This is a genomic window from Streptomyces cyaneochromogenes, from assembly GCF_003963535.1.
In the GTDB taxonomy this organism is placed as follows: Bacteria; Actinomycetota; Actinomycetes; order Streptomycetales; family Streptomycetaceae; genus Streptomyces; species Streptomyces shaanxiensis.
In genome coordinates, this window is record NZ_CP034539.1 from 3,472,797 (window position 1) to 3,484,326 (window position 11,530).

Below are 11,530 nucleotides of genomic sequence, written 5' to 3' on the forward strand. Positions count from 1 at the left end.
GCTCGCTGCGGCGATGCCGGCGACAACCCTGAACACCCGGCGGCTCACTCCAACCCATCCGGACACTCGCGTGTCGTCCGGAGGTCGGCGCACGTTAACCCGGACGCACGACGTCCCGCGCCGACCTTGGAGTGACCGCAGTTGCCCACACCCCTGTCCCGCATCCCGGCGAGAGCCCTCGTCACGGCTCTCCTGGCCGCAGCCTTCTGCGCCCAGGCCGTGGCGGCGCTGCGCCCGCACATCCCGCTGCTGGTCGCCGCGACGGTCGCTTCGCTGGCCGTCGAGGGCGTGCTGTACCGCTGGCACCGGGGCATGCTGTCGGTGTTCGCCAAGTCGCACGCGGACATCACCGTGCGGCACGTGCTGCGGGACCTGCTGCTGGTCGTGGCCCTGCTACGGCTCGGCGAGCAGCACCGGGAGACGCTGTACACCCCGCTCGTCGCGGGCCTGCTCGCCTTCTACGCGCTGCACTGCGCGATCCAGGCGGTCTCGGTGCTGGTCCGCCGCACCCGCACGCTCCCGGTGGTCACCCGCAACATCGACGCCTCCGCCCTGCGCCTGTCCCCCGCCCCGCCGGCCCTGCTGCGCCGCCCCGGCGACCGTCTGCCGGCCTTCGGCCTCCCGGCCACCGCGGGCCTGCTGGCCACCGCGGCCACCGACGACCCGCGCTGCGCGGCCCTGGGCATCGCCCTGTCCCTCGGGCTCGCCCTGCTGGGCCTGTACGACCTTCTCGTACGGCTGCTGCCGAGCCGTCGCCCGGCGAGCGAGCGGGAGACGCTGGCCTGGCTGGACGCGTGGCTGGCGGAGTACCGGCCGACGGTCGGCCTGTACTTCTCCGGCGGAGCCGCGTCGGCGTACCAGGCGAACATGTGGCTGGAGCCGCTCGCGCAGTTGGAGGGGCGTCCGCTGATCGTGCTGCGCGAGCGGTTCATGGTGCAGAAGATCGGCCCGACGGACGTACCGATCCTGTGCCTGCCGAAGGTCTCCACGCTGATGCGCCTGGAACAGTCCACGCTCCAGGCCCTCATCCACCCCTCCAACTCCGGCAAGACCTCCCAGGTCCTGCGCATCCCCACGCTGAAGCACACCTTCGTCAACCACGGGGAGAGCGACAAGCTGTCGTCCTGCAACCCATACGCGAAGGCCTACGACGAGGTGTGGGTGGCCGGTCCGGCGGCGCGGGAGCGGTACGCGCTGGCCGAGGTCGGCGTCGAGGACAAGGACGTTGTGGAGATCGGCCGCCCGCAGCTGGACGCCGTACAGCCGTACGCGGGCCCGCCGGCCGATGCCCGCGGCGGAGCCGCCGACGGCCACCGCACGACCGTCCTGTACGCGCCGACGTGGGAGGGCTGGGACGGCAACCCGGGCAACACCTCGGTGATCGAGGCCGGCGAGAACGTCGTACGGGCGCTGCTCGCGGACCCTGGTGTACGGGTGCTGTACAAGCCGCATCCGCTGACCGGGTCGGTGGATCCTCGGGCCGGGGCGGCCGATCTGCGCATCCGTGAGCTGATCCGGGCGGCGAACCGGGAGCGGGTGGGCGAGCAGTCGCGCGAGACCGGTGAACTCGCCCGGTGTTCACGGGAGTTGGACCGTCTCACCACGACGACCGTCCGGGCGAGCGCCGACCAGGTCGAGCGGATGCTGCTGCAGTCGGCGCCGGAGCCGGGGCGGGCCGAGGCGGTGGCGCGGGCGACCGCCGCCTGGGAGGAGGCCTACTGGGCGTCACTGCCGGAGGGGGAGCACCAGGTCGTCACGGATCTCCGGCCCACGCTGTACGCCTGCTTCAACCGGGCGGACCTGCTGATCAGCGATGTGTCGAGTGTGATCAGCGACTTCCTGGCGAGCGGGAAGCCGTACGCCGTGGCGAACACCAGCGGGCTGGCGGAGGACGTGTTCCGCAAGGCCTTCCCGACCGTCCGCGCGGCGACCGTGCTGACGCCGGACGCGGCCGGGATGCCGGAGCTGCTGGACGCGGTGCGGCACCCCGAGAAGGACGAACTGGTCGAGGCGCGGGCCGAGTTGAAGCGGCACCTGCTGGGGCCGGACGAGCCGACGTCGCAGGTGCGCTTCAACCAGGCCGTACAGGCGCTGTGTTCTGCCGCCCGGGAGCACCAGGTGCGGATGGCGGAGCGGCTGGCGGCTGAGCTGCATCCGACAGTCGCTGCGCGGCGGGCCGCGGAGGTCCCGGACCAGCGCCGGTCCGTCACGCCGCAGCAGCCCGCCCACCCGGCGTAGCCCCGCCCGAGGACTTCAGCATCCGGCGCGCCTTGCGCACCGCCCGCCGCAGGAACGAGTCGACCCCGCCCTCCCTGTACCCCGGGAAGGCGCGGGCCTCGCGCGGTTCGGCGAGGTACACCGAGTCGGGTATCCCCGCGGCCGCGTCCCGGAAGTGCGGGTAGGCGAGGTAGACACGGCGGCCCTTCTTCTCCAGGAGGGCCGCCGCCTGCTTCTTGGCCTTGACGAACTCCACGACGGGCAGCAGGAGTTCGGGGCGCTGTTCGGCGACCAGGTGCAGCCGCAGACGCTCCTCGACCTTGAGGCGGCGGGCGACCCCCTCGGACCAGTGGGCGGCCATGAGGGGCGCCGCCAGTTCGAGCTTGTGCTGCCGCACCTTCTCGCTGTCCTTGGCGTACTTGGGGCCGAACTGCGGCAGCAGGGTGATGAGGAAGGGGCGCACCATGAGCAGGTCGCGCCGGTCACCGGCGGGTACGAGCTCGGCTATCAGGTTCATCAGGGCCCGCGCGGAGTCGAAGCGCAGGGTGTAACCGCCGCTCTTCGTCACGTGCTTGCCGTCGTCACGGCCCACCAGGTAGTAGCAGGTGTAGTCGGCGACCACGGAGACGCCGTCGGCCCGCAGATAGGCCTCCATCGTGAACAGCGCGTCCTCGCCGGTCCACAGGGACTCGTCGAAGCGCATATTGTGCCGGGTCAGCAGGTCGCGACGGAACAGCTTCTGCGCGCTCAGCGTGAACTTGATGTTGGAGGAGAAGACGTCGGTCCGGTCCAGCGTCTTGCCCCACATCGACTTCGGCGCGGTGCGGTTGACGCCCTCGACCCGGCCGAGCACCACGTCGGTGCCGTTCCTGTCGGCCATCGCGACCATGCGCTCCAGGGCTTCGGGGCCCAGCCGGTCGTCGGCGTCCAGGAAGAAGACGTAACGCCCGGCCGCCTTGCTCAGGCCGACGTTGCGCGGGCCGCTGGGGCCCCCGGAGTTCTCCTGCCGGATCACGGTCACCGGCATCGACGCCCGGGCGGCGAACTCCTCCAGGCACTCCCCCGTGCCGTCCGTCGACCCGTCGTCGACGGCGATGACCTCGATGCGCTCCGCGTCGATGGTCTGTGCCTCTACTGACGCAAGGCACTCGACGAGATACGGCATCGCTTCGTACGCCCCGATGATCACAGTCACATCAGGCTGCGTGACGGTCACGTTTCCCCCTTGTCAACGGGATATTTCCCCCGTATCGCCTCATTCGCTACTTGGTAGACGGCTGGACCCTGCAAGCGGTTGCCTCACATCACCGCTTTTGTGATCCAAGCCACATAGCGAACTGACATGGAGTCACGGTATTCGGGCAATGTAAGAGGCCCGCCAGAGGCGGTGCGGCAGACCACAAGAAACGGCGCGGCCCCCGAGGAACACTCCTCGGGGGCCGCGCCGTTGGATTCGCGGGTGACCTGGTGGGTCAGGCCGTCACATCGTCCCCGGCCGCCGACATCCGCTGCCCGGGTACGGCCGCCAGCTCTGCCCCGGCGGCTCCGGCCGCCGCCCGTGACTCCTGGCCGACGTTGCGCGTCTGGGCCTTGATCGCGAGGTTCGCCACCGCGGTGTTGAACTGCTCGATGGAGGTCGGCTCGTCCGGGCCCAGCAGGTACCGCTTGAGGTCCCCCCGGTCCTCGGCCAGCGGGTCGGCGGCCGGGTCCCGCACGGCGTCCAGCAGCTCACCCAGCTCGCCCGCGCTGTTGGACAGGATCGTCGCGGCGCGCACGGCCGTGTTCTGCCGCTTGAACTCCTCCACGCCCAGCTCGGCGGAGTCGGTGACGGCGTACGGCTTGCCGCTGGCGATGAAGTCGGAGACCACGCTGGAGATGTCGGAGACCATCGCGTCGGAGACGTTGAAGCAGTCGTACAGGCGCGGCTCGGCGCCCGTGATGACACGGTGCTCGTGGCTGCCGAAGGAGCGCCAGTACGCGGTGTTCCACTCGGCGCGCAGCCGGGCGACCTCCTCGTGCCTGGCGATGTCGACCAGGCCGTCGCGGGTGGCCTCGGCCTCGTCGCCCCGGCCGTTGCCGTTGCCCTTGCCGTTCCCCTTGCCCTTCCCGGACAGCTCGGCGAGGCGGGCCTCGATACGGGCCAGCTCGGCCTGGGCGGCGGCCTGCGCGGCGCTGTCGACCTGGAAGCGCGGGTCGGCGGCGCGCTCGGTGGCGGCCTGCTCGACCAGGGCGGTGATCCGGCGGTGCGCGGCGCCGGCCTCCTTGCTGACGGTGCCGGTGAAGGGGTGCGGCTTGTACAGGACACGGACCGGCGGGTCGGCCTTGACCAGCTTCTTCACGATGTTCTCGCCGGCCAGCACGATCGAGGTGTTGCCGGGGTTGCCGTCCCAGCCCTCCCAGGTCGGCGCGTACAGGACCGTCGGGATCCGGCCCTCCGGCACACCGTCCCAGCCCTGGATCGGCGCCAGCTGCGGGCGGCCGACCTCGACGATGTCGTCGTCACGGACGCCGACGTCGGCGATGGCGTAGCGGTCGCGGCCCGCGCGCCCGGCGGTCCACACCTCGTCGTAGACCTTGCTGTACGGGTTGACGCTGGCCAGCTTGTCGCTGTCGCCGTGGCCGATGAAGACGTGCTTCATGGTGGGGACGCGCAGCAGGTGGATGTTCTTGCCGACGTTCGCCGCGTAGAGCGCGACACGCACGTTGGACAGGTCCATGTTCATCAGGTGCACACCACCGGGCACGCAGATGACGGGGACCGTGGTGGGCGCCAGGTTGTTCAGGATGACCCGCTCGCGCAGGATGATCAGCGGCTTGGAGTCCAGCTGCTCCATGGTCTCCAGCCACATGTTGACCTGGTAGGCCGAGTCCTTGGAGCCGGAGAAGTACAGCACCGTCTCGGGCCGGTACTCGCCCAGCCAGTCGTCGACGGCGGCCAGGACGGTCTCCGCGTTCGGCGGGACCTTGCGGCCGCGGACGTACGGCACGAGCGCGACCACGTACAGGCAGCCCAGGCCCACGGTGACGCCGATGCCGATGAAGCCTGCGACGGCCGACTCCAGGGCGGCCGAGACGAGGATGCCGACGACGGCGGCGACGTCGAGGTGCAGCATCTTCTCGGCGGAGCGGTGCAGCAGCCGGCGCGGCGGGGCGTCCGGGATGCGGATACGCGAGGCGAGGTCGACGTTGCGGGTGGCGACCGGCATACGGCGGCGGTTGCGGATCAGGGTGACCAGCGCGCCGTGCGGGGCCTGGAGGCCGTAGAAGGCTATGAAGCAGGCGATCGCTCCGTAGTAGACCAGGTCGTCCGCGAAGCCGAGCCGGGCCAGCAGCAGGATCAGCAGCAGCTGCCTGATCAGGAAGCGGATCGACAGACCGGCCCGGACCTTGCTCAGGCGGTTGACCAGATAGCTGCCCTTGCGGTGCAGATAGTGGTCCGCCAGGTACGTCACGGCGGCCGCGGCCGCGAAGGCGGGGACGCTCGGGACGAGCGCGGCCAGCATGAGCGCCGGGAAGCCCAGGATCATGAGGGCCGCCGCGGCCAGCTCGGCCGGGCTGCCCACCCGGGCGACGCGAATAGCGGTGGATATCACGGAGAACCTGCTCAGGGAGAGGGGCCGGTCTGAGGGCTGAAGGACTCAGGCCCCTGTGAATTCTTCGTGAACGAAGAATCGCAGAGGCCTGAATTCCATAAGGCTATTGACTGCTGATTATGCCACGCCGTCCTGGCGGTCCAGGACACTGGCGAGCGCCTGCTCGAAGCCGGACGCCTTGCCGGCGGGCGCCGTCGGGTCCTGCTGGCGGACGTCGATCACATGGCCGGTCAGCTCGGAGAGCAGCACGTCGAGCGAGGTGCGGGCGACGGCCTCGGAGGAGAGCAGGCTGCCCGCGGGCTCCTGGCCGAAGGCCTTGGTGCGCATCGGGGTGGCGGTGCGCTCCGGGTTGATGCAGTTGACGCGGATGCCGTCGCCGGCCCACTCGTCGGACAGGGCCTGGGTGAGGTTCACCATGGCGGCCTTGGTCGAGGAGTACAGGCTGTACTCGGCGCGACCGCGGGTGTAGCTGCTGGAGGTGTACAGCAGCAACTGGCCCTTGGTCTCGGACAGGTACTTGTACGAGGAGCGCGCGATCTGCACCGGGGCCAGGTAGTTGACCTTCAGCGCCTCCTCGATGGTGGCGTTGTCGGTCTCGGCGAGCTTGCCGATGCGCAGGACGCCGGCGGTGTTGACGACGTAGTCGATGCGCCCGGTCTCGGCGTAGGCCTTGGACAGCGCGTCGTCGACCTCCTCCGGGTTCTCCACGTGGGTGCCGGTGGTGGAGCGGCCCAGCGCGTACACCTTGGCGCCGTAGGACTCGGCGAGTTCGGCGATGTCCTTGCCGATGCCGTACGAACCGCCGAAGACGACGATGGTCTTGCCGGTCAGCAGCTGGCGGTAGGCGTCCTCGCTCACCTGCTCGGGAGCGGCGGTGGAGGCCAGCTGGAAGAGCTTGTCGGCGATGAAGACGTCGACTGGCTGGGTGACCTTCATGTTGTACTCGTCACCCGCGACGACGTGGATCGGCACGTCCGGCAGGTACTTGAGCACGACGGAGCAGTCGTCGGTGGCCTGGAAGTTGGGGTCGCCCGCGGCGACCTCGTAGGCCCGCTTGATCGTGGACAGCTTGAAGGCCTGCGGCGTCTGGCCGCGGCGCAGCCGGGAGCGGTCCGGGATCTCGGTGATGAACTCGCCGTCCTCGCCGTGCGTGCGCGTGACGATGATGGTGTCCGCGGACGGGATGGCGACGTCGACGGCCTGGAAGCGCTCCAGCGCCACCACACAGTCGTCGATCACACGCTGTGACAGCAGGGGGCGTACGGCGTCGTGGAAGAGGACGTTGAGGTCCTCGCCCTCGGCCAGGCCCTCGCCGAGGGCGTCGATGGCGCGCTCGGTCGTCTCGTTGCGGGTCGAGCCGCCCTCGATGATCTTCTTGACCTTCGTGAACCCTGCCTTGGCCACGATCTTCTCGATGTCCGGCACATAACCGGGCGCCATCAGGACGATGACGTCATCGATCGAGTCGGCGTTCTCGAAGGTGGTCAGGGTGTGCTCGATGACTGCCTTGCCGGCGATCTTCAGCAGCTGCTTGGGGATCGACAGACCCACCCGCTGACCGGTACCGCCGGCCAGGATCACTGCGGTGGTACGGGGCTTGGCTATGTGCTGGGACACAGGTGACCTACCTTGTGGCGACTGGGAACTTCGAAATGGTCCCACTTGGGGTTACCGCAGTGCAAGGTGAGCGTCCCCGGCTGCATATGTGCGCGCAACCTGTCATTCACCTTGTACGCATGGTCATTGTCGAGAGGCTCTCCCGGAGCCCCGGGGAATTGCTGTGAGTAACGGCACAGGCTCAGCGAAGCCGTAGGCGCTTGAGACAACGATGGCCGAGTACGCGCAGCAGTTCCTTGGACGACGTCTGGTGAACCGTACGCGACTTGGCGGCCGCGGCGTGCCGCACGGGCGCGGCGACGGCCGCGGGGCTCACGCATCTCGGACAGAAGGCGCATGTCACCCAGGACGCGTACGTGCAGATCTTCACGTCGCCGGGACCGGGAGTGCACGTGTTCTTCATATGCATCACTGCGCCGTTCCGGACGAGCTGTGAATAGAGCTCCTCGGGCAGTTCATTGGCGCGGAATTCCTTATTAAGATTCCGCAGCATTTCGGTCTCGGCGAGGGTGAGTGACCGATCCGCGGCATCCGGAACGGGGTGCAGAAGGTGGGCGGACAGTCCGAGCAGCGCCTCGATGGTGCGCATCACGACGGTGATCTGTTCCGGCCCGACCACCCGGGCCCAGCGCTCGACCAGCCGGTCCTGCCGGTTTCCGCACGTACTGCTGCCACTGCGAGGGCATGATCCGCGCCAGTGGGCGCAGGGTGACCAGGACGTGCACGCGGTCGCCGCCGAGCTTCCCGACGATCCGCCCGATCGTCTTCCTGAGACCGCCCTGAGAGTGACCTGGGACACGGATGAGTCCCAGGTCCCCCAACGGGTGTTACGGGAGTTGCCGGAGTTACTCGACCTCGACGCCCGGCCGCCCCGCCTCCACGCGCAGCCGCGCCAGGGTGCTCGGCGTGGCCGTCGGCTGCCGGACCGTGTCCACGATCCGCACCTGGGCGTCGATGCCGTCGCGGCGGATGTCGAAGAGGTGGTAGCCGCGGTGGGCGTCGAGGAGCTTCCAGTGCGGGTTGTCCGGGACGCGCGGGTCCCACTCCCGGTGGAAGGCGGCCTGGTCCTGGTCGCCGTTGCTGGAGATGGACGTCCCGACGAACTCGGCGCCCACGACGGCCGAGCCCGGATCGGCGTAGTCCTCCTTGAGGTCGCTGATCATCGTCAGGTGGCGGTCGCCGGTGAACACGACCGGGTTGCGGACCTGCTTGAGCTCCTGCATCAGGGCGTTGCGTTCGGCCTGGTAGCCGTCCCAGGCGTCGTAGTACCAGAGCTTGCCCTCGCCGACCTTGAGGTCGGTCTCGGCCATCATGATCTGCGAGCCGATCATGTTCCAGCGGGCCGGCGAGTGCCGCAGCCCGTCGATCAGCCACTCCTTCTGCTCGGCGCCGAGCATGGTGAGCGAGGGGTCCTGGGCGCCTTCCTGGCTGGTGGCCTGATCGCTGCGGTACTGGCGGGTGTCCAGCACGCTGAGCCGGGCGAGGCGGCCGAACTCCAGCCGGCGGTACATCTGGATGTGCGGGCCGTTCGGGATGGCGCTCGCCCGGACCGGCATGTGCTCGTAGAACGCCTGGTAGCCGGCGGTCAGCCGGGCCACGAAGGCGTCGTGCGGCTGCTTGTCCGGGTCCTGCGGGATCTCGCCGGCGAAGTCGTTGTCGATCTCGTGGTCGTCGAAGGTCACCACGAAGGGCGCGTTCGCGTGCATCGCGGCGAGGTCCGGGTCGGTGCGGTACTGGGCGTACCGGTTGCGGTACTGGACCAGGGTGTACGGCTCGTCGGTGCCCTCGTGCTTGCGCAGGGCGGTTGCCGACGGCCGGGACTCGTAGATGTAGTCGCCGACGAAGAGGACGAAGTCGGGGTCCTGGGCCAGCATGTCGGCGTACGGCGTGAAGTAGCCATGCTGCCAGTTCTGGCAGGAGGCCAGCGCCATGCGCAGCCGGCCGCCGGAGTGGTGCGGGTGGGGCGCGGTGCGGGTGCGCCCGATCGGCGAGATCTGCCCGTCGACGCGGAAGCGGTACCAGTACGTACGGCCCGGGCGCAGTCGCCGTACGTCCACGTGAACGCTGTGTCCCAGCTCGGGCCGGGCCTGGGCGACACCGCGCCGCACCGGCTTTCTGAACCGCTCCTCCTCGGCGAGTTCCCACTCGACGGTCACCACGCGATCGGGCATCCCGCCGCCGTTCAGCGGGTCGGGTGCGAGCCGGGTCCACAGCACGATGCCGTCCGGCAGCGGGTCGCCGGAGGCGACGCCGAGGCTGAACACGCCGTCGGGCAGCGGGGTTTCGGCTGCTCGGGCGGCGGTCGGCAGCCACAGCTGGGCGGAGGCCGCGGCGCCGAGCACGGCGGCTCCGGCGGTCAGAAAGCGGCGTCGGTCGGGCGATACGGATCCGGAAACACCGGTCATCGGCGAACTCCCCTGCCTCGCTGGCCTCTTGGACACTTCGGATGCTCAGGCCCGTGGGCGGCCTGGCTGCTGAACTGCGAGCTTCGCGTGCATGACAAATAGGGAGACAACAGAAGACCCGTTGCGGCACGGAACGTGCCCTTGCCACAACGGGTCTGTCGATCGATCAGTAGTTGAACCCGGAACCCAGCTTCGCGTTGGTCGCGACCGTGCCGAGGGTCCCGGCCCCGAAGGTGAACGAACCGGTCGGTGTGATCCCGGTCGACGTGGGCTGGAAGACCCAGACCGACCCGGCGTTCGCGTTCTCCCCCGTGGCACCGACGACGAGTTCGGCGCGGCCGTCGTGGTCGGCGTCCACGAGGTGGGTGGTGGCGCCGAAGGCGTCGTTCGTCTCCGCCGCGCCCGGCACGCCCGTGGTGTCCTGGTTGACGCCCGTCGCGCCGGCGCCGGTCAGGCCGTTCGCGCCTCCGCGCAGCACGATGGCCCCGCCGGCGTTGCTCAGCCCGTCGAAGTCCTCGCCGGGAACGCCGGTGGAGACGTCGGCGTACCCGTCACCGTTGACGTCGGCGACCGAGACGTCGGAGCCGAAGCCGTCCCCCCGCTCGGCGGCGCCCGGGACTCCGGCGCTGTCCTGGTTGACGTACATCGCCTTGCTCACGACGGGGCCGTCGGCGCTGCCGGGGACGAAACCGACCCGGCCGCCCTTGGGGAGCGGGGTGTCGAGGTCGCTGTCGTAGCCGTCGACGGAGCGGCCCGCGACGATGTCGTCGTAGCCGTCGCCGTTCACGTCGCCGAGGTCGAGGGACTCGCCCTGCACCCAAAAGCCCCGGCTGTCCTCCAGCACGATCTTCTCCGCGAGACCGTCCGGCGTGCCCCGCCAGTACGTGATGCGGCGGTGGTCGTACTCGTCGCCGTCGTTCATGGCGCCGACGACGTCGTCGATGCCGTCACCGTTGACGTCACCGGTGGCCAGGTCCAGGAAGCGGGGGTCGGAGTTGTCGAGGACGGTCTGCTCACCGCTCGCGGCGCCGTCCCGCCCGAAGGGGCCCTTGATGACCCGCAGCTTGTAATTCCTCTCGATGACCACGAGGTCCGGTGCCCCGTCCCCGTTCACATCGCCGACGGTGAGCTCGCCCCGCTCACTGAGCCGGTCGTACGTCTCGTGCCCGTACGCCAACGCGGCCCCGCCCGACAGCCCGTTCGCGCCGCCCCAGACGACCTGTACGAGGCCGGTCTCGGCGCCCCCTTCGACCGAGTCCTCGCCGGTGACGCCGACGATCAGGTCGGTGTACCCGTCCCGGTCGAGGTCGGCGCTGCTCACCGCGCTGCCGAACAGGTCGCCGGTCTCGGCGGAGTCGGTGACACCGGCGGTGTTCTGGCTGATGACCTGCTTGGAGGTGGTCTTGAGCCCACTGGCCGACCCGTACAGCACGGCGACGTATCCGGCCCGGGTCTTGCCGTCGACGGTCGCCTCGGGCGCCGCCACGGCGAGGTCGGAGTAGCCGTCGCCGTTGAAGTCGTCCTGAAGCTTCGCCGCGGCCGACGGCGCGTCCCCGGCCGCGTGGGCGGAGGGCAGAACGGCCGCTCCCGTCACCGCCAGGACGACGGCGAGTCCCGTGCGCCAGGTTCCTTTGCGCCTGTTCATGGTGCTGTCTCCTGTCATTTCGTGGGGGGATGGTCGTACGGAGAGTTGTCGCA

General features: G+C 69.8%; 7 protein-coding genes. 1 reads left to right on the forward strand and 6 read right to left on the reverse strand.

Features of this window, described 5'->3' with window-relative positions:
• Positions 1 to 141: 141 nt before the first annotated feature.
• Complete coding sequence (locus EJ357_RS15520) at positions 142 to 2,238, forward strand: hypothetical protein (RefSeq protein ID WP_126392188.1); 2,097 nt, start codon at positions 142 to 144, stop codon at positions 2,236 to 2,238.
• Here the strand turns inward: EJ357_RS15520 and EJ357_RS15525 are convergent.
• The 6 genes from EJ357_RS15525 to EJ357_RS15550 form a co-directional block, all read right to left on the reverse strand.
• Positions 2,207 to 3,433 carry a glycosyltransferase family 2 protein gene (locus EJ357_RS15525; RefSeq protein WP_126392189.1) on the reverse strand — a complete coding sequence of 409 codons (1,227 nt, stop codon included), beginning with the start codon at positions 3,431 to 3,433 and terminating at the stop codon, positions 2,207 to 2,209. The two genes, EJ357_RS15520 and EJ357_RS15525, sit on opposite strands and share 32 nt — an antisense overlap.
• Before the next feature lie 256 nt (positions 3,434 to 3,689).
• Positions 3,690 to 5,780 (reverse strand): hypothetical protein, encoded by a 2,091-nt coding sequence (locus tag EJ357_RS15530; RefSeq protein ID WP_126399521.1) that lies wholly within the window; start codon positions 5,778 to 5,780, stop codon positions 3,690 to 3,692.
• A gap of 147 nt (positions 5,781 to 5,927) precedes the next feature.
• Positions 5,928 to 7,427 (reverse strand): bifunctional cytidylyltransferase/SDR family oxidoreductase, encoded by a 1,500-nt coding sequence (locus EJ357_RS15535; RefSeq protein ID WP_126392190.1) that lies wholly within the window; start codon positions 7,425 to 7,427, stop codon positions 5,928 to 5,930.
• 181 nt (positions 7,428 to 7,608) lie between these two features.
• The gene (locus EJ357_RS15540) at positions 7,609 to 8,016 is read right to left on the reverse strand and encodes a hypothetical protein (RefSeq protein WP_228473071.1); all 408 of its coding nucleotides are present in this window, start codon (positions 8,014 to 8,016) and stop codon (positions 7,609 to 7,611) included.
• A gap of 256 nt (positions 8,017 to 8,272) precedes the next feature.
• Positions 8,273 to 9,832 (reverse strand): alkaline phosphatase D family protein, encoded by a 1,560-nt coding sequence (locus tag EJ357_RS15545; RefSeq protein WP_126392191.1) that lies wholly within the window; start codon positions 9,830 to 9,832, stop codon positions 8,273 to 8,275.
• A 166-nt stretch (positions 9,833 to 9,998) separates the two neighbouring features.
• Positions 9,999 to 11,477 carry an FG-GAP-like repeat-containing protein gene (locus tag EJ357_RS15550; protein WP_126392192.1) on the reverse strand — a complete coding sequence of 493 codons (1,479 nt, stop codon included), beginning with the start codon at positions 11,475 to 11,477 and terminating at the stop codon, positions 9,999 to 10,001.
• Between the last annotated feature and the right edge of the window lie 53 nt (positions 11,478 to 11,530).

Bases quoted from the DNA above. Each gene is read 5' to 3' on its own strand.
- EJ357_RS15540 (WP_228473071.1), bottom strand. From the start codon at position 8,016: ATGCGCACCATCGAGGCGCTGCTCGGACTGTCCGCCCACCTTCTGCAC.
- EJ357_RS15545 (WP_126392191.1), bottom strand. From the start codon at position 9,832: ATGACCGGTGTTTCCGGATCCGTATCGCCCGACCGACGCCGCTTTCTG.
- EJ357_RS15550 (WP_126392192.1), bottom strand. From the start codon at position 11,477: ATGAACAGGCGCAAAGGAACCTGGCGCACGGGACTCGCCGTCGTCCTG.